The following is a 21859-nucleotide window of genomic DNA, read 5'->3' as shown; positions in this document are numbered from 1 at the left end:
TCCTTGCACCAGTCCGAAGTGGCCCGTGGGGTGGCCGCTGCGGCTACGAGAGCACTGCGCGTAGGTGAAACCTTACTGCCGGAAACCGGGTCCTGTCTGTACCCCAATCCCGCATACAGCCGCACCGCCAGAGTCGAAGGTCCCGGGAAGGAACCGCCACCACGGCGTCACGTGGATTCCAATATAGTCAGCTTGCTTATCACTTTCACCTTTCCTAGGGTGGAAGTTGTCAGGAATTCAACTCTGGAAGCGGATCCGGGCACCGCAGTGGTGCATGGTCCGCCTCAGGCAAGGAGGAGCTATGTCGGAGCACAACATCGCAGGCAAGAAGGTCGCATTCCTGCTGACTGACGGCGTGGAGCAGGTGGAGCTCACCAGTCCCTGGCAGGCCGTGAAGGACGCCGGCGGCGAGCCCACCCTTTTGGCGCCCAAGAGCGGCAAGCTGCAGGGCTACAACGGCACGGACAAGGGCGATACCTTCGACGTCGACCTCACGGTGGCGGAGGCAAATCCCTCCGATTATGACGCGCTGGTCCTTCCCGGCGGGGTTGTCAACGCGGACCATCTGCGGGTGGACAAGGACGCCCGGGCCTTCACGCGCAGCTTCTTTGAACAGCACAAGCCGGTGGCGTCCATCTGCCACGGGCCGTGGCTGCTGATTGATGCAGGAGTCATCAAGGGCCGGAACGTCACGTCCTACTTCACCCTTGAGACGGACCTGAAGAACGCCGGCGCCAACTGGTCGGACCAGGAAGTTGTGGTGGACCAAGGCCTGGTGACCAGCCGCAACCCGGATGACCTCCCGGCATTCAACAGCAAGCTGGTGGAGGAGATCTCGGAAGGCCGGCACGCGGGCCAGACAGCCTAAAGCCCCAACTGTTCCCTCAGGGTTTAGGGGAAATTCCCGTGCCGGGGAATTACTCCAGCGGGTAGAGTGTTGGCATCTGCAGCGGCGCCGACCGCCCATCACTTTCAAGAACCCCTGAGGGAACACCCATGTCTACCGAAGTCTCTCCCAACGCCGGCGGCCAGTCCGTTCCCGCCGCAGGAACCGTCGCGGAACCCCGCACGGGCACCGGGCCCGCTGCGCCGGAGAAGATGTCCCGGGAGTCAGTGACCATCATCAGCACGCTGCTGGTGGCGACGTTCGTGGTGATCCTCAACGAGACCATCATGAACGTCGCCCTGCAGCGGCTCATGGTGGACCTCCGCGTGGACGCACCCACGGTCCAGTGGCTCTCCACCGGGTTCATGCTCACCATGGCCGTGGTCATCCCCACCACCGGTTTCATCCTGCAAAGCCTGTCCACCCGGGCCGTTTTCATGCTGGCCATGGGATTGTTTGCCGGCGGCACCGCACTTGCCGCCGTGGCCCCCGGATTCGAAGTCCTCCTGCTGGCACGCATCGTCCAGGCAGGCGGCACGGCCATCATGCTCCCGCTGCTGATGACCACCATCCTCACCCTGGTCCCGCTGGCCAGGCGCGGCGCGGTCATGGGCAACGTCAGCATCGCCATCTCGGTCGCCCCGGCCATGGGCCCCACTGTTTCCGGGCTGATCCTCGAACACTTCACCTGGCGCTTCATGTTCGTGTTCGTGTTGCCGGTGGCGCTGGCGGCCCTGGCCATCGGCGCAAAATTCCTCACCAACGTGGGTGAGGCGGAGAAGACCAAGCTGGACTTCTCCTCCGTGCTCCTCACGGTCCCCGCGTTCGGCGGCCTTGTGTACGGACTCAGCCAAATCGGCGGCGGCCACGGCGGCCAGTCCGGTCCCGGCGCCGCAGCCATCGCCGCCCTGGTCATCGGCGTGGCCGCCCTCGCGGTTTTCATTCTCCGCCAGGTCCGCCTGCAGAAAGCCGCTGCGCCGCTGCTGGACCTGCGTGCGTTCAAATTCCGGATGTTCACCGTCTCGGTCCTGCTGATGGTGGTGGCCATGATGGCATTGTTCGGCGGGGTCATCCTGCTGCCGCTCTACCTGCAGGAAGTCCGGGGCCTGGGCTCGCTGGAAACCGGACTCGCGCTGCTCCCCGGCGGCCTGGCCATGGGGCTGCTCGGCCCGGTGATCGGCCGCGCGTTCGACAGGGTGGGCCCGTTGCCGCTCACCGTGACGGGATCCATCCTGATGGTGGTGACGCTCTGGCAGTTTTCAATGCTCGACGCCGGCACGGCGGTGTGGTGGATCATCACCCTGCACGTCGGGCTGAGTTTCGGCCTGGCCCTGCTGTTCACCCCAGCCTTCACCACCGGCCTGAACCCGCTGCCACCGCACCTCTACTCGCACGGCTCCGCGATCATGAGCACCACCCAGCAGGTGGCCGGCGCCGCCGGGACGGCGCTGCTCGTGTCCATCTTCGCCGTGGTGAGTGCGACGTCGGGGCTCGTCGCCGGGATGAGCGCCGCCTTCCTGACGGCAACCGTCATAGCCCTTGCCGCCGTCGTGCTGTCCGCAATGATGCGCAAGACTGAAGGCGCCGGACCGGGCCACGGCGCCCACTAGCCCAACCGGGCCGGGATCAGCCGGCGAAGAAGTCGCTCAGTTCCTTGATCAGCTTGTCGGGGGCCTTGATGGCGCCGTCGTGGCCGAAGCCGGGCAGGATGGTGTAGCTGGAGCCGGAGAGGACGTCGTGGATCTGGCCGCACGCGATGCCGAAGTAGGCAGGGCTCTTTTCGCCCACCACGATCAGCGTCTCCAGGGGGAGCGCCTGGAACGGTTCGGCCGGCATGTCTGCGGCGATGATGGCCTTGATCTCGCGGACGCCGGTGCGCATCAGTTCGCGTTGCTGCTTGCCCTCCGTGGTGCCCGCGGTCAGCTTGTTGGCCAGCGTCAGCATGGACAGCGGCATGCGCGAGGAGAACGTGCCGCCGGCCTCAAGGCCGCGCTGGATCACCGCGAGGGCCCGGTCGTCGTCTCCGGCAGCAACGGCGCGTTCGTACTCCACGATCCAGCTAGCCGTGACGCTGCCGTTCACCGAGACGGCGGGGTCGTAGACGGCCAGCCGTTCCACCGGCAGCGTCCGTGCCGCGTGCAGGGCAACCGCTCCACCGAAGCTGTGGCCGAAGACGTCAGTGCTGGCGGTGTGCTTCATGACGGTGTCCAGGTCCCGGATGTCCACGTCCAGCGTGTAGTCCTCGGGCTGCGGGGACGATGAGCCGCGGCCGCGGCGGTTGAACGTGTGCACCGGCCGGCCCAGGGCGGCGCTCAGTTTCTGGGCAAATTTGGTGTAGTCCGCAGCCGTCACCATGGAGGGCGGCACCACCACCACGCCCGAACCAGCCGAAGCGAGTTCCGCGCCGGTGGAGAAGAGCTCCACAGTGCCGCCGTCGGGGGTCCTGATGTTCTCTCGCGTCATGTTCCGAGCCTAGCCGAGCAAGCCGGGTGCGGGCATCACTGGCCGGTGCGGCCAGGCTCAGGCGAGCCGCCTGATCAGCTCCCTGCTGGCTGCGCGGATGGCCGGGAGTTCCGCGCCGAGTCCACAAAGGATGAGCCCGGCATCCGCCGCCTGCAGGGCCGATTCTGCGTTTGCCGCACCGTCCGCGCGGAGGTAGATCAGCGATTCGACCAGGCGGAAGGTGAAGTCGCCGCCGTCCGGCCCGGAGGCGGTGGCGGACAGGCCGCTGCCAAGTTCCCCGTAGAGCCGCCGCAGTTCCTGCCGGTCGGCCAGGAACCGGGCAAAACGCGTGCTCCGGACCTCGGGCAGGTGGTAGAGGACGCCGAGGTTCCACCGTGCGCTGCACAGTTGCGTGCCGTCATACAGTGCGACGGCGTGCAGCCGGCTCCCGGCCGGGCTTTCGGTCCCTGTGCTGCCGGCGGGCAGCGCGGCCACGGCCCGGGCAAACTCCAGGCCGCCGGACACCGTTCCCTCGAGCAGGTCCTCAAGGATGTCGTCCTTGGTCTTGAAGTGGTGGTAGAGCGATGACTGCCGGATCCCGACCGCGTCCGCGATGGACCGGGTGGAGGTGCTGGCGAAACCCTGGGTGGTGAACAGTTCCGCCGCGGCATCGAGGATTTCGTCGCGGGCGGTGGCGCCTGGCCGTGATGGCTGTTGGTGGCGGGGGCGTCCCGGTCCGGCGTAAGTCACCGACTCATTCTTGCACCGCAGAGCGGGCTCGAAGGTGCCCTGCGGGAACGGTGAGGGGATGGAAATATCCCCGAAACAAGATGTCTATCCGCCTTTTACAGAGGGGAAACTGTTTGGGGACATCGCGCTGGAAAACTATCAAGTGACCGGTAATCCGCAGCCTTCGGCCGAGCGCTGCACTGCCGGAAGGCTTCGCCCCCAAGATCCCTTTCCAGCCCCGGAGATTCCCATGACATCCACCGTTCTTCCCACCGTCCACCAGGACGATGCAGACCTGACGTCCCTTGGCTACCAGCCCACCCTGCACCGAAAGCTCGGCCGCTACGCTTCCTTTGCCGCCGGTTTCTCCTTCGTCTCCATCCTCACCACCATCTTCCAGCTCTTCGCCTTCGGCTACTCCTTCGCTGGTCCCGCGTTCTTCTGGACCTGGCCGGTAGTGCTGGTGGGCCAGCTGCTCGTGGCCCTCAATTTTGCCGAACTCGCCGCCCGCTACCCGCTCTCCGGAGCCGTTTACCAGTGGGCGCGCCGCGTCGGCGGGGAGGCCGTGGGCTGGTTTGCCGGCTGGTTCATGGCCATCGCGCAGGTGGTCACCGCGGCAGCCGCAGCCATCGCCCTCCAGGTGGTCCTGCCCCAGCTGTGGGACGGATTCCAGGTGGTGGGTGGTGACCCCGCCCTCAACACCGTCACCGGGGCATCCAACGCGGTGATCCTGGGTGCCGTCCTGCTGGTGGCCACCACCATCATCAACTCCCTGGGCGTCAAGCTCATGGCGCACGTGAACTCCGTCGGTGTCACCTGCGAAATCGTCGGCGTCGCAGCCGTGATCCTCGCCCTCATCAGCGCCGCCCAGCGCGGTCCGGACGTGGTGGCGGACACCACCGTCCTTGAGGGCTCGGACCTCGGCGCCGTGGGAGCCTTCCTGGTCTCGGGGCTCATGGCCGCCTACGTCATGGTGGGCTTCAACTCCGCCGGGGAGCTCTCCGAGGAAACCAAGGACCCGCGCCGCACCGCACCGCGGACCATTCTCTCCGCCCTGCTCATCTCCGGCATTGGCGGCGCCCTGATGATCATCACCGCCCTGATGGCCGCCCCCAGCCTCGACGACGGCCGCCTCGCCACCGAAGGCCTGCCCTACGTCCTCACCGCTGTCCTGGGAACCTTCTGGGGAAAGGTCCTGCTGGTTGACGTTGCCATTGCCATCTTCGTCTGCACCTTGGCAATCCAGACCGCCGGTTCCCGGCTCGTATTCTCGATGGCCCGCGACGGCAAGCTCCCGGCGTCGGCCTTGCTCTCCTCCGTTCACCCCACCCGCGGGACGCCCATGTGGCCCTCGATCGTGATCGGCGCGCTGGCAGTTGCCGTGCTGGCCATCAACGTCGGCAACGCTGCCCTCTTCACCACCCTGTGCAGCGTCTGCATCGTGATGGTTTACATCGCCTACCTCCTGGTCACCGTCCCGCAGCTGATCAACCGCCTCCGCGGTGACTGGGCGCGGGTGGGCCAGACCATGCCTGCCGGCCTGTTCTCCCTGGGCCGTTGGGGCCTGCCGGTCAACATCCTCGCCGTCCTCTACGGAGGCCTCATGGTGGTCAACCTCGCCTGGCCCCGGCCCGAGGTGTACGACCCCTCCGGCGACAACGGGCTGCTCCTGTGGTCCGCACCGCTCATGGTCGCCGCCGTCCTCCTCCTGGGCGTCTGGGTCCGGCGCAGGAACCTCGCAGCCACCAAGGCCTGAGCCCTAAATTCCCATCGTTCCCGACAACAACCAGGACCTCGACCATGACACAGACCATCGAAACGGCCGCCGCCGGCACCGCCACCACGGCCGGCGCCCGCGCCCACGCCAGGGACCAGCAAGGCAAGACCGCCGAAACCATGCGCTTCGTCCCGGCCGCCTCCGCGCCAGGGCGCCTCCTGTCCGGAATGCCCGACGACGCGTCCCCCACCTGGGCGGAGTCCCTCGCCTTTGGCCGCTACACCACCATGGCATTGGCCCGCGGCACCCGGATCCGGCTCACGGATACCGCCGGCGACGGCTGCGTCCATGCGCTCCTGTACCGGACCGGTGCCACCCACGAACGACTGAATGTCGCCGACACCGTCAAGGTCCCGTGGCAGGCCTATCCCGCTGCCGGGCACCCGCTGCTGTCCGACGCCGGCCGGCTGATGGCCACCATCGTGGCCGATACCTCCGCCCGGCATGATGCCCTGACGGGCGCCACCACGCTCACCGGCAACACCGCGAAATACGGTGCGGGAACAGTCCACAGCGCATCTCCGGCGGCGCGCGAACTGCTCACGCTGGGCGCCCTGAAGAACGGGATGGGTCCGCGGGACGTCGCTCCGTCGCTGTCCTTCTTCAAGGGCATCACCGTTGACCCGGCCGGCAGCATCACCTTCACCGGCAGCGCAGGCCCCGGTGCCGCCGTCGAGCTCCTTCTCCACCTGGACGCCGTCCTGGTCCTGGCCAACACAGCGCACCCGCTGGACCCCCGCCGGGAGTTCACCGGAACTGCCGTGGACATCCTTGCCTGGCACGCGCCGCAGGACCTTCGCGAACTCGAAGCAGGCCGCCTGGTTGGCCCACTGGCCCCGGAACACCTGCAGGCCCTGCTCAATACCGAACACGATCTCACCGCAAGGAACGCCCGATGAACACCGCCATTGAGACCCGCCCGGACGCTGCAGGCACGGCACTGGCCCCCGGCACCCTGATCCTGGACGAATTTGTCGAAGCCCGCGGCCCCTGGTCGGCAGTGGTGGCAGCCGGCGACGTGCTGACCATCGTGGACCTGGAAGGCAACCAGGCCGTTGACTGCCTGCTCTACGCAGCCGGGGACACCACCGTGCGCTACTCGGCTGCAGCCACCATCGCCGCGCAGCAGTCCATCGTCCTCACCACCGGTTCGGTCCTGCGCGCCGACACCGGTGCTGCCCTGATGACCGTTGTTGCGGACGAAGTGGGCGTGCACGACACCATTGGCGGCGCCTGCTCGCAGGAATCCAACACCCTCCGCTACGGCCAACACACCCGTGAACAGCACGCCTGCGTGGAGAACTTCCTGATCGAGGGCTCCCGCTGGGGCCTGGGCAAACGGGACCTGGTGTCCAACATCAACTGGTTCATGAATGTCCCGGTGGACCCGGACGGCGCCCTGGGGATCGTGGACGGACTGTCCGCCCCCGGCAAGCGCGTTGCGCTGAAGGCGGAGGTGGACACCCTGGTGCTCGTCTCCAACTGCCCGCAAATCAACAACCCGTGCAACGGCTTCAACCCCACGCCCGTCCGCATGATCGTCACCCGGCCGGAGGCTGCACTGTGACCACCTCAAAACTCTTCGACACCCTGTTGGTCGCCAACCGCGGCGAAATCGCGTGCCGCATCATCGAATCTGCCAGGAAACTGGGGCTGCGCACCATCGCCGTCTTCTCCGAGGCCGACCGCGGCGCCAAGCACGTCCGGCTCGCCGACGAGGCTGTGCTGCTGGGGCCTGCGCCGGCCAAGGAGTCCTACCTCCGGGTGGAGGCGATCCTGGCCGCGGCAAAGGAAACCGGCGCCGGCGCCATCCACCCTGGTTACGGCTTCCTGTCCGAGGACGCGGCCTTCGCCGAGGCCGTGGAAGCTGCCGGCCTGGTCTTCGTCGGCCCCACCCCCGAACAGCTGCGGATCTTCGGAACCAAGCACACCGCACGCGACGCCGCACGTGCGGCCGGGGTGCCCATGATCGCCGGTTCCGGCCTGCTTGAGGACGTGGACGCCGCCGTCGCGGCCTCCGCAACCATTGGGTTCCCGCTGATGCTCAAGGCCACCGGCGGTGGCGGCGGGATCGGCATGACGGTCTGCCGCACGGAGGCCGAGCTCGTGGACAGCTTCCCCCGCGTCGCCCGGCTTGCCGGTGCCAGCTTCGGCACCGCAGGGGTCTTCGCCGAACGGTATGTGGAGAACGCCCGCCACGTGGAGGTCCAGGTCTTTGGCGACGGCGAAGGCCGGGTGGTCAGCCTGGGCGACCGGGACTGCTCCCTCCAGCGCCGCCACCAGAAAGTCCTCGAGGAGGCCCCCGCCCCGGACCTGCCCGTCGATCTGCGCGAGGAACTGCACCGCAGCTCCCGCGCCCTCTGCGCCTCCCTTAACTACCGCTCCGCCGGCACAGTCGAGTTCGTCTACGACTCCGCCCGCAAGGAAGCCTCCTTCCTGGAAGTCAACGCCCGGCTCCAGGTGGAGCACCCCGTCACCGAGTCCGTCACGGGGGTGGACCTGGTGGAATGGATGCTCCGCCTCGCCCAGGCCGGCGCCGAAGCCCACACGGTGTTGGCGGACGTGCCCGATGCGTTGCCGGTATCCGGGCACGCCGTGGAGGCCCGCGTTTACGCCGAAGACCCGGCACGCGGCTTCCAGCCCAGCGCCGGAACCGTCACCAGCGCCGCCTACCCGGGGCCGGAGGAAGCGCGCGTGGATGCCTGGGTGGAGACCGGCACCGACGTCTCCACCAACTACGATCCCCTCCTGGGCAAGATCATCACCTTCGGCGCAAGCCGCACCGAGGCCTTCGACCGCCTCGCCGTTGCGCTGGGCAAGACCCGGATCGATGGCATCGAGACCAACCTAGGGCTGCTCCGCGCCGTGAGCGGCATGGACGTGGTCCGCGCCGTCGAGCACTCCACCAGCACCCTGGACAACGTGGGAGACCCCGAACCGCGGATCACCGTGGAACGACCCGGGCTGCAGACCAGCGTGCAGGACTGGCCTGGACGCACCGGGCTCTGGCAGATCGGCGTTCCGCCGAGCGGCCCCATGGATGACCTCTCCTTCCGCCTGGGCAACACTGCGCTGGGCAACCCCGAAGGGGTCCCGGGCCTGGAGTTCACCATGACTGGACCCAGCCTGGTGTTCACGCATGCCACCACCGTCTGCGTCACCGGCGCGGAGGTCACAGTGACCGTTGACGGCGTGGAGGTGCCCGCCTGGACCCCCGTGACCGTCCCGGCAGGCGGGACGCTCGACGTCGGCACGGCCACCGGCAAGGGCCTGCGCGGCTACATCCTGTTCCAGGGCGGCCTGGACATTCCCGCCTACCTGGGCAGCGCGTCAACCTTTACCCTGGGCCAGTTCGGCGGCCACGCCGGACGGGTTCTGCGCGCCGGCGACGTACTCCGCGCGGTCACGGTGGATGGGGTACCGGCCGCAGGCCAGGCTGCAGCGGTGCCCGCCGACAGCCGCCCCGTCCTCGTGTCCACCTGGGAACTGGCCGTGGCCGAGGGGCCGCACGGCGCCCCCGAGTTCTTCCAGCGCGAAGATATCGAGGACCTGTATGCCGCGGAGTATGAGGTGCACTTCAATTCCGCCCGCACCGGCGTCCGTCTCATCGGCCCCAAACCCCGCTGGGCGCGGACCGACGGCGGCGAGGCAGGCCTGCACCCTTCCAACATCCACGACACCGCCTACTCGGTGGGCGCCCTGGACTTTACCGGCGATACCCCCATCCTGCTTGGCCCGGACGGGCCCAGCCTGGGCGGGTTCGTCTGCCCCGTCACCGTCGTGACGGCCGAGCGCTGGAAGCTCGGCCAGCTCCGTCCGGGGGACAAGGTCCGGTTCGTGCCCATCAAAGCCAGCCAGGCGCCGTCGGCCGCGGACTTGGGACCCGGCCGCCAGCTGGTCCTCCCGGGCGACGCCGGCTGGTCCGGCAGTGCCGCCCTGAAGCTTCCGGCAGCGGCAGCCGTAGCGCCGGGGCCGGTCCGCGGAGATGGCGACGACGGCGTCCTGGGCCGGGTGCCGGAAGGTTCCGGCCGGCCCGCGGTCACGTACCGCCGCTCCGGCGATGACAACCTGCTGGTGGAATACGGCGACATGGTGCTGGACTTGGGCTTGCGGGCCCGGGTCCACGCCCTGCACCAGCACATCGAAGCGCTCCGGGTGCCCGGCATTGTTGACCTGACCCCGGGTATCCGGTCGCTGCAGATCAAGGTGGACCCGTCCGTCCTGTCCACCCGCCGGCTGCTGGGCCTGGTTCAGGAGGTCGAGGCAGCCCTGCCGGCGAGCTCCGAGCTGGTGGTTCCCAGCCGCACCGTCCGGCTGCCGCTGTCCTGGGACGACCCCGCCACCCGCGAGGCGATCGAACGATACATGGCAGGCGTCCGGGATGATGCACCGTGGTGCCCGTGGAACATCGAGTTCATCCGCCGGATCAACGGCCTGGACTCCGTCAACGACGTCTTCGACACCGTCTTCAATGCCGAATACCTGGTCCTGGGCCTGGGCGACGTGTACCTGGGTGCGCCTGTGGCCACGCCGCTGGATCCGCGGCACCGCCTGGTCACCACCAAGTACAACCCGGCGCGCACCTGGACGCCGGAGAACGCGGTGGGCATCGGCGGCGCGTACATGTGCATTTACGGGATGGAGGGCCCCGGCGGCTACCAGTTCGTGGGCCGCACCACCCAGGTGTGGTCCCGGTACGCCGATTCCGCTCCGTTCGAACCCGGATCGCCTTGGTTGCTCCGTTTCTTCGACCGGATTTCCTGGTATCCCGTCAGTCCGGAGGAACTCCTGGACCTGCGCGCCGACATGGCGGCCGGCCGCGGCCGCGGCGTGGAGATCGAGGACGGCACGTTCTCGCTCGCTGAGCACGAACAGTTCCTGGCCGAAAACCGCGCGTCCATCGAGGCATTCCGGGACAAGCAGGGTGCGGCTTTCGCTGTGGAACGGCAGGCCTGGGCTGACGCCGGCGAGTTCGACCGTGCCGAGGCGCTCGCCGCCGTCGCCGCCCCCGCAGCAGATGACGTGGTGGTTCCGGACGGCGGGTCCCTGGTCTCCGCCCCGTTCGCCGCAAGCGTCTGGAAGGTGGATGTGGCCGAGGGCGACCGGGTGGCGAAGGGCCAGCCGCTGGTCTCGCTGGAGGCAATGAAAATGGAGACAGTCCTGGAGGCGCCGTGCGACGGTGTGGTGCTCCGTGTCCTGCCCACGGCGGGTTCGCAGGTGGTTGCCGGGGAGGCAGTGGTTGTCCTCGGCGGCAGCGACCTTGCGCTGCTCGAGGTGGAGGACCTCGAACTGGAAGGGGCCACGGTATGAACCCGGCACCCGCAGGCGCCGCCACGCGGCGCGCCGAAGCAGCACTGGCCGCGGTTGACGCCGTGGACCGCCCGGAAATCTGGATAACGCTACGCGGCCGCGAGGACGTCCTGGCCGAAGCGGCAACCATCGACGCCGCCGTTGCCCGGGGTGCGCACCTGCCGCTGGCCGGACTGGTGCTGGCCGTGAAGAACAACGTTGACGTGGCCGGGATTCCCACCACGGCGGCCTGCCCCGGCTTCGCCTACGTGCCGGAGCAGGATGCCGAAGCCGTGGCGCGGCTCCGCGCCGCGGGTGCCATGGTCCTCGGCGCCACCAACCTTGACCAGTTCGCTACCGGCCTGGTGGGAACGCGCAGCCCCTACGGCGCCGTCCGGGACTCCCGCCGGCCGGACCGGATCTCCGGCGGGTCCAGCTCCGGGTCCGCCGTGGCCGTGGCGCTGGGACTGGTGGACATCGCCATCGGCACCGACACGGCAGGATCCGGCCGGGTTCCCGCCGGGTTGCAGGGCATCGTGGGCATCAAGGCAACGCTGAACGTGGTCTCCACGGCAGGGGTGGTGCCGGCCTGCCGGTCCTGGGACGCCGTCACGATTTTCGCCCGGGACCTGGCCACGGCCGAGCTCGCCATGGGCATCATGGCCGGCGGTGCCCGGGCGTGGCCCGCGGACACAAAGCTCGCGGCGCCGTCCCGGCCCCGGGTGGCCTACCCCGCGAGCCTCCCGGCCCTGCCGCCTGAGTGGGCTGCGGAATTCCAGCGGCAGGTGGACCGCCTGCGGTCCAGCGGGGTGGATGCCGAAGCGATCGAGTTCGACGCGTTCCTCCAGGCAGCACGGCTGCTCTACGACGGAGCGCTGGTGGCCGAACGCCACGCTGCAGTTGGGGACTTCCTGGCAAAGCACGACGCCGGCACGGGCGGCCGTGCAGGCATCGATTCCACCGTGGAAGGCATCATCCGTGCCGCCGGCACGGTGTCCGCCTCCCGGTACGTCGCCGACACCGCCAGGCTGGAGGAATTGAAGGCCACCGCCATGGGCCGCCTCCAGGGCTTCGATGCCCTCCTGGTTCCGACGGCGCCGTTCCACCCCACCCTGGCAGAGGTTGCCGCGGATCCGGTGGGGGTGAACTCGTTGCTGGGCACCTACACGAACTTCTGCAACCTGTTCGATCTTTGTGCCGTGGCTGTCCCGGCCGGCGGGGTGGACGGCGCCCAGTTCGGCGTCACGGTGGTGGGCCGGGCGTTCGATGACGCCGTGGCGGCGGACATCGCCCGCCGGCTGGAAACCAACCCAGCGCAGCCTGGACTCTTCGCGGCCGGGGCGGCGCCTGGTGCCGCAGGACTGGAGGCAGCCGCAGGAGCCGCCCGGCCGTCGTCGCCCATTCCCTGGCCGGTCGCCGCCGGCGCAACGGCCCTGCCGCTGGTGGTGGTGGGCGCGCACCGCAAGGGCCAGCCGCTGGCCCGCGAGCTTGAGGAACTCGGCGCCTTCTGGGACGGGCCCGTTCGCACTTCTGCGCGCTATCGGATGGTGGCACTGGACACGGTGCCGCCGAAGCCCGGCGTGTACCGGTCCGACGACGGCGCAGAGCTGGCTGGGGAGCGGTGGCTGCTGCCGCCCGCGGCCTTGGGGACGTTCCTGGCCGCCCTTCCCGAGCCAATGCTGCTCGGGTCGGTCCAGCTCCGTGACGGGACGGCCGCCGTCGGCTTCGCCTGTGACGCCGTGGCCGCCGCGGGCGGGGAGGACATCACCGCCTGGGGCGACTGGCTGGCTGACCGGAGCAAAGAACCGAAGCCGCGGACCGTGTGGCGGGACCTGGGGGAGGCTGCCTTGGCGGGCTTCAGCCGCGGGGAACGGGGATAGCTCCGGAGGAATCCGGGCGGGGCGCCGCCCGGATTACCGCCGGTGAAGTACGCCGAGACATCAGCCACGAGCTCCTTGACCGCCGCCGGAATGGAGCCGTGGAAGCATTTGGGTGAGAGCTGGTGGGTGCTGCCCGGAACGGCTGCGTGCAGCCGCTCCGCGGTCACCTTGTAGTAGTCGGGGCTCTTGCCGCCGGCCATGAAATGCGTGCCGGCCGGCAGCACGCTGAAGTCCCGCGCGTGGTCCTTTTCGTCGAAGGCCGCACGCAGCTCACCCACTCCGCTGGGCATCACCTCGCGGAACAATGTGTTCACCTTGGTCCGGGACAGCACGGCCATCAGGCCGGCCAGCACGGGAACCGGGATCCGTGCCATGACGGAGCCGGGACTGGTGGCCTTCTTCATGTACGCCAGGGCGCGGCCAACCCTGCCGTTGTTGACGGCGTCCTCGAATCCGTCCAGCCAGGCGGTGTCGATGCTGCCGTCGATGTTCACCGCGGCGTCGTACACCGCGAGTTTGTCCGGCACGTACCCGGTGCCAGTGAACTCCTGGACGGCGTTGAGCGCCACCGCCCCGCCCAGGCTGTGGCCCAGAATGTTCCGGGCACCGGTGGCATCCATCACGGTCCGGACATCCGAAATTTCGGTGGCCATGGAGTAGCCCGGCGGCTGCTCGGAGGAGTTGCCCCGGCCGCGCCGGTCGTACACGTCCACCGCCCAGCCCTCGCCCAGCCCCTTCGCCAGTTCCACCGAGAAGGGGCGGTAGATCGAGGCGGTAAGGAACGCGCCGCCGATCACCACGACGCGCCGTTCTCCCGGCGCATCCGCGGTGCCGTAGCTGTAGACAGCCAGCCTGCCGCCGTCGTGCGTTGGAAGTACCCGTTCTTTCACCCGCCCATCCTAGGGGGCAAGCCTGCGGGCCAGCTGAAAGTCCGGGTGGCCAAATCCCGGTAAACTTGATGATTGTGACTTCCCAAAACACCCCCGCGCCCAAGAACGCCCCGGAGCCCCTCGACGCCAGCGAGCAGATGCGGATCCGCATGGAAAAGCGCGCCAAACTTCTTGAGCGCGGCGCGGAGGCGTACCCCGTGGGAGTGGAACGCACGCATTCCCTCGCCGAGATCCGGGAAAAGTACGCCCACCTCGAAGCGGACGACACCACCGGCGACACCGTGGGCGTCACCGGCCGGGTGGTCTTCGTCCGGAACACCGGCAAGCTCTGCTTCGCCACCCTGCAGGAGGGCGGCACCGACGGCAAGGGCACACGCCTGCAGGCCATGCTGAGCCTGGCCAACGTGGGGGAGGAAGCCCTCGCGGAATGGAAAGCCCTGGTGGACCTGGGCGACCATGTGTTCATCAAGGGCGAGGTAATTTCCTCCCGCCGCGGCGAACTCTCCGTCATGGCCGAATCCTGGTCCATGGCATCCAAGGCCCTCCGCCCGCTGCCCGTCCTGCACGCGGACCTGAACGAGGAAACCCGCGTCCGCCAGCGCTACGTGGACCTGATGGTCCGTGACGAAGCCCGCGAAATGGTCTACACCCGGGCCGCCATCACCCGCTCCATCCGCGAAACGCTGTTCCGCCACCGCTACGTGGAAGTGGAAACGCCCATCCTGCAGCTGGTCCACGGCGGCGCCCTGGCACGCCCGTTCGAGACCCACATGAACGCGTTCGACCAGAAGATGACCCTCCGGATCGCCACCGAGCTGTACCTCAAGCGGGCAGTGGTGGGCGGCATCGACCGCGTCTACGACATGGGCCGTGTGTTCCGCAACGAGGGCGTCGATTCCACCCACAGCCCCGAATTCACCACCCTTGAGTGCTACGAGGCCTGGGCTGACCAGTTCGTCATGGCCGAACGGATCAAGGAGATCATCCTTGACGCCGCGGACGCCGTGGGTGCCGGACGCGTGCTGCAGACCGAAGCGGGGGAGATCAACCTCGACGGCGACTGGGCCTGGTTGCCCGTCTACCCGGGGCTTTCCGAGGCGGTCGGGCAGGACATTACGCCGGACACCTCCGTGGACGTGCTCCGCGAGCTCGCGGCCAAGCACGAGGTCAAGGTTGATCCCAAGTGGGACGCCGAGAAGCTGGTGGTTGAGCTCTTCGGCGAAATCGTGGAGCCCACCCTGCTCAACCCCACCTTCGTGTACGACTACCCGCCCTCGGCCCAGCCGCTGGCCCGCCCGCACCGTGAGGACGGCCGGCTGATCGAGGCCTGGGACCTGATCATCGGCGGCATGGAACGCGGCACCGCGTTTTCCGAGCTGATCGACCCCGTCATCCAGCGCGAACGCCTCACCGAGCAGTCCCTGCACGCGGCCGCCGGCGACGTCGAAGCCATGCAGCTGGACGAGGACTTCCTGCGCGCCCTTGAGTACGGCGCCCCGCCCATGGGCGGCATCGGCCTGGGCATCGACCGGCTGGTGATGCTGTTCACCGGAGCCGGTATCCGCGAAACCATCCTGTTCCCGCTGCTGAAGCCCGAAGGGCACTGACCATGGAATACGTAGCCGTCATTCTTCCCTCCCTGGTGGTGGGCCTGATTTTCTGGTTTGCCATGAAGGCGATCTTCAACGCGGACAAGGCTGAGCGCCAGGCCGAGGCCCGTGCCCAGGCCGAGGCGGATTCGCTCCCGGCGCGGCCCGCCGACGGCCCCCGGCCGGAATCGCAATAGATTAAATCCCCGCCGACTTTCCGCCTTTATCCACCGGGAACCAAAAGGCGCTTTGACGCGTTGCCAACATAAGAGTCATACTTTTTAGGGAAACATCCTGCTTTTCTGAAAATCGAACTTTCCAGCAAGAGGAAGACTTTTAATGGCACAGAAAGTAAACATCATCCTCGTTGATGATCTGGATGGGGGATCCGCAGACGAGAATGTTAAGTTCGGCCTCGATGGGGTCAACTACGAGATTGACCTGTCGGCAGCCAATGCCGCTGAACTTCGGTCTTCACTGGAGAGGTTCATTAACGCTGCACGCAAGGCTACCGGAGGTCGCACCGCCCAGCGGGCCAAGGCTCCCACCGGCGGCCGCAGCCACGATTCGGCGCAAATCCGGCAATGGGCCCGGGATAACGGCTACACCGTTAACAGCCGCGGCCGAATTCAGGCTGAAATCCAGGAGGCCTACCAAAAGGCAAATTCCTAGCTACGGAGCCAACCTGGCTAAAAAGCCCTGCTTCCCGCCTTGGGGAGGCAGGGCTTTTGTCTGCGGCACGTAATAAGGGTATGGGCGGAATTACTCCCGCAGCGCACCCGGGGATTCGCCGCGGCGCGATTCACGGCGCAGCAGGCTGCCGGCAGCAAACTGCTCGGTGACATAGAACACGAAAGGCGGAATATCGCCTGTTTTCGCCAGCACTACCGCACATCCGACGCTGGCAAGGCCAACCGCTGCCGCTTCCTTTTTCCGGTGCGGCAAGGTTGCCAGGGCGCCGGAGAGGGACCCGAGCGCGAGCACATGCAGCCACGCATAGGCGTAGAAGGGCCATGCCGGGACGCGGCGCGCCGCGAAGCGCTCCAGGTCCGATGCTCGCACTGCAAGCTCGGAGACGAACAGAGGCGCTCCGGCGGCAAGTGCGACGGCGGCTGTGCCGGCGAGTGCCCTGCTCCTTCCCGGCGGGAGGGCGAGGGCCAGCCGGGCAAACGCCGCGGGCATGGCAGCGGTTCCCGCCGCGGCGACATGTTGTCCCGCCACCCACCAGCGCTGCCCTTTGCGGAGCATGTCCAGCCGCCGCGCAGCGTCGGGCTCAAGGTATACCCCCGGCACCGGGCTGATGCCGATCAGCCAAACCCCGCCCGCCGCGAGTGCAACCCCCGCCGGGCGCCTGACGCGTTCCAGGTCCACCTTCGGCATCTCCCGCCCTCCCTGTTGGTTCACGCTGCCCTCGTTGCTCCCGTTGAAGCGGCCAGGCCCGCTGTTATGGCCAAGAATGGCGCAACACCCGGCCGGGGACAAGGGTTCTTTGATGTACTCCTTTGACCGCTGATGCCCGGTGTCCCAGGTCCTTTGGAGGGGGCGCGGCATTATTCCGCGAAGACCCATGTTTCCCCTGTGGCGAACACGCTCCACAACTCCGGACCGGCCACGTAGCATCAAAGTACGTCGTAGCTAGGAGTGTGGCGAAATGTTTGAGCGATTTACGGACCGTGCCCGTCGCGTAGTTGTGCTTGCCCAAGAAGAGGCACGCATGCTGAACCACAATTACATCGGTACCGAACACATCCTCTTGGGTCTGATCCATGAGGGTGAGGGTGTTGCCGCTAAAGCTCTTGAGTCCTTGAGCATTTCGCTCGACGGCGTTCGCGAGCAGGTGCAGGAGATCATCGGGCAGGGCCAGCAGGCTCCTTCCGGCCACATCCCCTTCACCCCCCGTGCCAAGAAGGTACTGGAGCTCTCGCTGCGCGAAGCCCTCCAGTTGGGCCACAACTACATCGGCACGGAGCACATCCTGCTCGGCCTCATCCGCGAGGGTGAGGGCGTCGCCGCCCAGGTGCTGGTCAAGCTCGGCGCAGACCTCAACCGGGTCCGCCAGCAGGTCATCCAGCTCCTCTCCGGCTACCAGGGCAAGGAAACCACCGGCGCAGGCGTCGGTGGCGGACAGCCCGAAGGCGCACCCGCCGGTTCCGTCGTCCTGGACCAGTTCGGCCGCAACCTGACCCAGGCTGCGCGCGAGAACAAGCTGGACCCCGTCATCGGCCGCGAGCAGGAAATGGAACGTGTCATGCAGGTCCTTTCCCGCCGCACCAAGAACAACCCTGTCCTCATTGGCGAGCCCGGCGTCGGCAAGACCGCCGTCGTCGAAGGCCTGGCCCAGGCGATCGTGCGCGGCGATGTCCCGGAGACCATCCGCGACAAGCAGCTTTACACACTCGACCTCGGCTCCCTGGTGGCAGGTTCCCGCTACCGCGGCGACTTCGAAGAGCGGCTCAAGAAGGTCCTCAAGGAGATCCGCACCCGCGGCGACATCATCCTGTTCATCGACGAGATCCACACCCTGGTGGGTGCCGGTGCCGCCGAAGGCGCCATCGATGCGGCCTCGATCCTGAAGCCCATGCTGGCCCGCGGCGAGCTGCAGACCATCGGTGCCACCACGCTGGACGAGTACCGCAAGCACATTGAGAAGGATGCCGCGCTGGAGCGCCGCTTCCAGCCGATCCAGGTCAAGGAACCCTCCGTGGCCCACGCCATCGAGATCCTCAAGGGCCTGCGCGACCGGTACGAGGCACACCACCGCGTCACCATCACCGACGGTGCCCTCGCCTCCGCCGCAAGCCTCGCCGAGCGCTACATCTCGGACCGCTTCCTGCCGGACAAGGCGATCGACCTGATCGACGAGGCCGGCGCCCGGTTGCGCATCCGCCGCATGACCGCTCCGCCGGAGCTCAAGGCCATGGACGAGCGCATCGCCAAGCTGAAGATGGAGAAGGAATCCGCCATCGACGCCCAGGACTTCGAAGGTGCAGCTTCGCTTCGTGACAAGGAGCAGAAGATGATCTCCGAGCGCGCGGAGAAGGAACGGCACTGGAAGTCCGGCGGCATGGACGACATCTCCGAGGTGGATGAGGACCTCATCGCCGAGGTGCTGGCCAACTCCACCGGCATCCCCGTCTTCAAGCTGACCGAGGAAGAGTCCTCGCGCCTGCTCAAGATGGAAGAAGAACTGCACAAGCGCGTCGTCGGGCAGGACGAGGCCATCAAGGCGCTCTCCCAGGCCATCCGCCGCACCCGTGCAGGGCTCAAGGACCCCAAGCGCCCCGGTGGCTCGTTCATCTTCGCCGGCCCCACCGGCGTCGGCAAGACCGAGCTCGCCAAGGCACTCGCCGAGTTCCTGTTCGGTGAAGAGGACGCCCTCATCACCCTGGACATGTCCGAGTACTCCGAGAAGCACACCGTCTCGCGGCTCTTCGGTGCCCCTCCGGGCTACGTGGGCTACGAAGAGGGTGGCCAGCTGACCGAGAAGGTCCGCCGCCGTCCGTTCTCCGTGGTGCTGTTCGACGAAGTGGAAAAGGCCCACGCGGACCTCTTCAACTCGCTGCTGCAGATCCTGGAAGACGGCCGCCTGACCGACTCCCAGGGCCGCGTGGTGGACTTCAAGAACACCGTGATCATCATGACCACCAACCTGGGTACCCGGGACATCTCCAAGAGCGTCGCCACCGGCTTCCAGTCCGGCACCGACACGCAGACCGGCTACAACCGCATGCGTGCACGGGTCACGGAGGAACTCAAGCAGCACTTCCGCCCCGAGTTCCTGAACCGTGTTGACGACGTCGTGGTGTTCCCGCAGCTGACCCAGGACGAGATCATCGAGATCGTGGACCTGTTCGTCACCCGCCTGGAGAAGCGCCTCAAGGACAAGGACATGGGCATCGAGCTCACCAAGGCCGCCAAGGTGCTCCTGGCAACCCGCGGCTACGATCCCGCCATGGGTGCCCGGCCGCTGCGCCGCACCATCCAGCGCGAGATCGAGGACCAGCTCTCCGAGAAGATTCTCTTCGGCGAGATCCACCCCGGCGACATCGTCGTGGTGGATGTCGAGGGCGAAGGCGACGACGCGAAGTTCACCTTCGCCGGCAACGCCAAGCCGCGCATCCCGGAGATCGCCCCAAGCGTCTAGCCTCCACAGCCAAAGCCCCGCCGCTCCCCTTGAACTGCTCCCCGAAAGTTGGACTGAAAATTCAGTTTCGACTTCCGGGGAGCAGTTTTGCGTTCAAGTAGTTCTTTGTCAGCCGATCAGCGCGCAACGGCTGTAGCGTGGTTTGAGAAGGGCCTTGCTTACACGGCGACCGCCACCATGCTCGGTGTGTCTCGTGACTCTCGTGGGCCTGTTAAGAGGCTGTATCGGCGGTGGAGGATCCATGGTCAAGGTGCGCTGGTGACGAAGCCTGCTCAGTCGTACACGTTCGAATTCAAGCTCGCCCTGGTGCAACGGTTCCTCGCGGGTGAGACTGCACCGGCCTTGGCTGAAGAGGCCGGCTTATCTTCGGCCCTGCTACTCAAGTCGTGGGTGCGTACCTACCGTCGTGAAGGCGTGGACGCCTTACGCCCCAAGCCCAAGGGCAGACCCCGGAAGCCTGACTCCCCACCGCCTGCCGAAGTATCCGAGCTAGAACGGCTACGGCGGGAGAACGAACGCCTGCGGGCCCAAGTCGCGTATCTGGGAAAATTGCGAGCCTTGAGGGCTCCAAAACAAAGGTGAAGGTCCAGGCCCTCATCGCCCTCAAGGCTGACTTCCCGCTGCCGCTTCTTCTTCAGGTCTCGGGCCTGGCACGATCCACGTTTTTCTACCACCAGGCGCGCCTTCAAGCCGCTGACCCGCAAGAGGAACTCAAGGCGTCCATCAGCGACATCTTTAAGAAGAACCATGGGCGGTACGGGCACCGGCGGGTGCACAGTGAACTGCTCAATCTTGGCTGGACGGTTGCCAAAAAGACCGTGCTGAAGTTGATGCGGACACTCGGCCTGCTCTGCAAGGTGCGGCGCAGGAAACGCTACAACTCATACCAAGGCGAGGCGGGCATGATCGCGCCGAACCTCCTGAACAGGAAGTTCGATGCCACTGCCCCAAACCAGAAGTGGGTCACGGACGTGACCGAGTTCAGCGTTGGAGACCGTAAGCTCTACCTCTCGCCTGTCATGGACCTCTTCGACCGGCAAATCATCTCCCACAGCATCAGCACATCCCCGAACCTGGATCTGACTAACAACTCGTTGCGTGGCGCCTTTGAACGCCTGGAGCCTGGGCAGCAGCCGCTCGTGCATTCCGACCAGGGGTTCCAGTACCAGCACATCTCGTGGCGCACTCTCTTGGGGCAGGCCGGTGCGGTCCAATCCATGTCCCGCAAAGCCAACTGCTACGACAACGCGGTGATGGAAAACTTCTTTGGGCACCTCAAGGAGGAACTCTTCCACCGTGTCCGCTTCCTCAGTACCGACGCACTCACCACGGCGCTGAACGAATACATCCACTGGTACAACACCGAAAGAATCTCCACCACGCTCAAAGGGAGGAGCCCGGTTCAGTACCGGGCTCAGATGCTTGCGTCATAGGTCCACTCGCAGCCATCGCTGACCCGACACTGACAGAATCGCTAAGCCCTGCAAACGCTTAGCCTGCTCTGGCTACTCTCTCCGACAGTGAGACCTTGCGTCACGGCTTCGGAGGGAGGAGGATCGCACCAGTGTCAGGATAGAGGCCTTCTGGGGAGGGGCACATGGATATTCCGCACGTCCGCGTTGCGCTGGTTACTGCTAGATGAACAGGTCAAAGCTCGTCCTCGGTCTTGCAGGACTGGTTACAACACTGAGCGGCCTTGGGCTGGTCTCGTGCTCATTAGTCGATACGACACCATCAAATGCCCCTGAGGTCTCCACTGATCAACAAGCGCAGGTGTGGCTTTGTGGCGAGGTCATCAGCAGAGGACGAGCAGTTCCCTCCATCCACCATGCCGAGCTCCCGGGCACCAAGCCTGTGGAGCACACCAGCATGTCGGGGAATGTCTATCTCCTGTTGACTGACGACTGCCGAAAGGGCACGGACTTTTCCGTAACTCCCTCGGAATCTGCAGCTGTTATTCAACAGGTCAATGACTCGTCGGGCGCTGCGGTGCTCGTGGTGCTAAAGCCTCTCGCTAAGGATTTCGACGTCAACTTTGGGGCCTCCACAGGTCGTCCCAGAACTGCCCTGGTCCGCCTCAGCGGTGATGACTCTGCCTGAGTCACGGCGGGCATGACTTTGACGACGAAGAAGTCCCCGTCCCGAGTGGGACGGGGACTTCCGTGAAAAGCCGACACTAGCCGCTAACGTGGAGTTCGCACATTTACGAGTCCAACTTTCGGGGACCAGTTCA

General features: G+C 66.8%; 16 protein-coding genes and 1 pseudogene. 13 read left to right on the top strand and 4 right to left on the bottom strand.

Going from position 1 to position 21859, the window contains the following annotated elements; all coding sequences use genetic code 11:
* Positions 1–301: 301 nt before the first annotated feature.
* Both C563_RS0113760 and C563_RS0113755 read left to right on the top strand, forming a co-directional pair.
* Entirely contained in the window at positions 302–868 is a 567-nt protein-coding gene (locus C563_RS0113760) for a type 1 glutamine amidotransferase domain-containing protein (RefSeq protein ID WP_018762646.1), read from the top strand.
* 128 nt (positions 869–996) lie between these two features.
* The gene (locus tag C563_RS0113755) at positions 997–2496 is read left to right on the top strand and encodes a DHA2 family efflux MFS transporter permease subunit (RefSeq protein WP_018762645.1); all 1500 of its coding nucleotides are present in this window, start codon (positions 997–999) and stop codon (positions 2494–2496) included.
* A 16-nt stretch (positions 2497–2512) separates the two neighbouring features.
* Here the strand turns inward: C563_RS0113755 and C563_RS0113750 are convergent, their stop codons facing one another.
* Together C563_RS0113750 and C563_RS0113745 are read right to left on the bottom strand one after the other, a co-directional pair.
* Positions 2513–3349, bottom strand: coding sequence for an alpha/beta fold hydrolase (locus tag C563_RS0113750; protein WP_018762644.1), 837 nt, complete (start codon positions 3347–3349; stop codon positions 2513–2515).
* A gap of 57 nt (positions 3350–3406) precedes the next feature.
* Positions 3407–4078 (bottom strand): TetR/AcrR family transcriptional regulator, encoded by a 672-nt coding sequence (locus C563_RS0113745; RefSeq protein ID WP_018762643.1) that lies wholly within the window; start codon positions 4076–4078, stop codon positions 3407–3409.
* A 229-nt stretch (positions 4079–4307) separates the two neighbouring features.
* Here C563_RS0113745 and C563_RS0113740 point away from each other — a divergent pair, with 229 nt between their 5' ends.
* The 5 genes from C563_RS0113740 to atzF are packed head-to-tail and all read left to right on the top strand — an operon-like array spanning position 4308 to position 13003.
* Positions 4308–5813 (top strand): amino acid permease, encoded by a 1506-nt coding sequence (locus tag C563_RS0113740; protein WP_018762642.1) that lies wholly within the window; start codon positions 4308–4310, stop codon positions 5811–5813.
* Positions 5814–5857: 44 nt separating this feature from the next.
* Entirely contained in the window at positions 5858–6733 is an 876-nt protein-coding gene (locus C563_RS0113735) for an urea amidolyase associated protein UAAP1 (protein WP_018762641.1), read from the top strand.
* A complete protein-coding gene (locus tag C563_RS0113730; protein WP_018762640.1) occupies positions 6730–7401 on the top strand; it encodes an urea amidolyase associated protein UAAP2 in 672 nt (223 codons plus the stop codon). The genes C563_RS0113735 and C563_RS0113730 overlap by 4 nt, the downstream gene beginning before the upstream one ends.
* Positions 7398–11144: an urea carboxylase gene (gene uca / locus C563_RS0113725; RefSeq protein ID WP_018762639.1), complete on the top strand. Its 3747-nt coding sequence runs from the start codon at positions 7398–7400 to the stop codon at positions 11142–11144. Before C563_RS0113730 ends, uca begins: the two co-directional genes overlap by 4 nt.
* Positions 11141–13003: an allophanate hydrolase gene (gene atzF, locus C563_RS0113720; protein ID WP_018762638.1), complete on the top strand. Its 1863-nt coding sequence runs from the start codon at positions 11141–11143 to the stop codon at positions 13001–13003. Before uca ends, atzF begins: the two co-directional genes overlap by 4 nt.
* Before the next feature lie 44 nt (positions 13004–13047).
* On the opposite strand, the pseudogene C563_RS22220 reads toward atzF, so the two are convergent.
* Positions 13048–13893, bottom strand: a pseudogene (locus C563_RS22220) (alpha/beta fold hydrolase); the annotation flags it as partial.
* Positions 13894–13961: 68 nt separating this feature from the next.
* On the opposite strand from C563_RS22220, the gene lysS reads away from it, so the two are divergent.
* The 3 genes from lysS (at position 13962) to C563_RS0113700 (ending at position 16154) form a co-directional block, all read left to right on the top strand.
* Positions 13962–15500 carry a lysine--tRNA ligase gene (lysS, locus tag C563_RS0113710; protein WP_018762636.1) on the top strand — a complete coding sequence of 513 codons (1539 nt, stop codon included), beginning with the start codon at positions 13962–13964 and terminating at the stop codon, positions 15498–15500.
* A 2-nt stretch (positions 15501–15502) separates the two neighbouring features.
* Positions 15503–15679, top strand: a complete 177-nt coding sequence (locus C563_RS22610) for a hypothetical protein (RefSeq protein WP_018762635.1) — start codon at positions 15503–15505, stop codon at positions 15677–15679.
* Positions 15680–15821: 142 nt separating this feature from the next.
* The gene (locus C563_RS0113700) at positions 15822–16154 is read left to right on the top strand and encodes a histone-like nucleoid-structuring protein Lsr2 (RefSeq protein WP_018762634.1); all 333 of its coding nucleotides are present in this window, start codon (positions 15822–15824) and stop codon (positions 16152–16154) included.
* A gap of 90 nt (positions 16155–16244) precedes the next feature.
* Here C563_RS0113700 and C563_RS0113695 read toward each other — a convergent pair whose 3' ends face one another.
* Positions 16245–16886, bottom strand: a complete 642-nt coding sequence (locus C563_RS0113695) for a hypothetical protein (protein ID WP_231369899.1) — start codon at positions 16884–16886, stop codon at positions 16245–16247.
* 247 nt (positions 16887–17133) lie between these two features.
* Between C563_RS0113695 and C563_RS0113690 the strand changes: the two genes are divergently transcribed.
* From C563_RS0113690 to C563_RS22600, 3 genes are all read left to right on the top strand, one after another.
* Positions 17134–19626: an ATP-dependent Clp protease ATP-binding subunit gene (locus C563_RS0113690; protein WP_026264823.1), complete on the top strand. Its 2493-nt coding sequence runs from the start codon at positions 17134–17136 to the stop codon at positions 19624–19626.
* Between the two features lie 177 nt (positions 19627–19803).
* Complete coding sequence (locus C563_RS23040; protein ID WP_442852938.1) at positions 19804–20208, top strand: helix-turn-helix domain-containing protein; 405 nt, start codon at positions 19804–19806, stop codon at positions 20206–20208.
* Positions 20205–21059 carry an IS3 family transposase gene (locus tag C563_RS22600; RefSeq protein WP_018761876.1) on the top strand — a complete coding sequence of 285 codons (855 nt, stop codon included), beginning with the start codon at positions 20205–20207 and terminating at the stop codon, positions 21057–21059. Before C563_RS23040 ends, C563_RS22600 begins: the two co-directional genes overlap by 4 nt.
* Positions 21060–21859 lie beyond the last annotated feature (800 nt).

This window comes from Arthrobacter sp. 135MFCol5.1 (assembly GCF_000374865.1).
In the GTDB taxonomy this organism is placed as follows: domain Bacteria; phylum Actinomycetota; class Actinomycetes; order Actinomycetales; family Micrococcaceae; genus Arthrobacter.
This window is presented reverse-complemented; position numbering and strand designations above follow the sequence as displayed.

What these genes read in the sequence shown, in the direction of transcription:
- C563_RS0113760 (WP_018762646.1), top strand. Translation starts at nt 302, where the DNA reads ATGTCGGAGCACAACATCGCAGGCAAGAAGGTCGCATTCCTGCTGACT.
- C563_RS0113755 (WP_018762645.1), top strand. Translation starts at nt 997, where the DNA reads ATGTCTACCGAAGTCTCTCCCAACGCCGGCGGCCAGTCCGTTCCCGCC.
- C563_RS0113750 (WP_018762644.1), bottom strand. Translation starts at nt 3,349, where the DNA reads ATGACGCGAGAGAACATCAGGACCCCCGACGGCGGCACTGTGGAGCTC.
- C563_RS0113740 (WP_018762642.1), top strand. Translation starts at nt 4,308, where the DNA reads ATGACATCCACCGTTCTTCCCACCGTCCACCAGGACGATGCAGACCTG.
- C563_RS0113735 (WP_018762641.1), top strand. Translation starts at nt 5,858, where the DNA reads ATGACACAGACCATCGAAACGGCCGCCGCCGGCACCGCCACCACGGCC.
- C563_RS0113730 (WP_018762640.1), top strand. Translation starts at nt 6,730, where the DNA reads ATGAACACCGCCATTGAGACCCGCCCGGACGCTGCAGGCACGGCACTG.
- atzF (WP_018762638.1), top strand. Translation starts at nt 11,141, where the DNA reads ATGAACCCGGCACCCGCAGGCGCCGCCACGCGGCGCGCCGAAGCAGCA.
- lysS (WP_018762636.1), top strand. Translation starts at nt 13,962, where the DNA reads ATGATTGTGACTTCCCAAAACACCCCCGCGCCCAAGAACGCCCCGGAG.
- C563_RS22610 (WP_018762635.1), top strand. Translation starts at nt 15,503, where the DNA reads ATGGAATACGTAGCCGTCATTCTTCCCTCCCTGGTGGTGGGCCTGATT.
- C563_RS0113700 (WP_018762634.1), top strand. Translation starts at nt 15,822, where the DNA reads ATGGCACAGAAAGTAAACATCATCCTCGTTGATGATCTGGATGGGGGA.
- C563_RS0113690 (WP_026264823.1), top strand. Translation starts at nt 17,134, where the DNA reads ATGTTTGAGCGATTTACGGACCGTGCCCGTCGCGTAGTTGTGCTTGCC.
- C563_RS23040 (WP_442852938.1), top strand. Translation starts at nt 19,804, where the DNA reads ATGCTCGGTGTGTCTCGTGACTCTCGTGGGCCTGTTAAGAGGCTGTAT.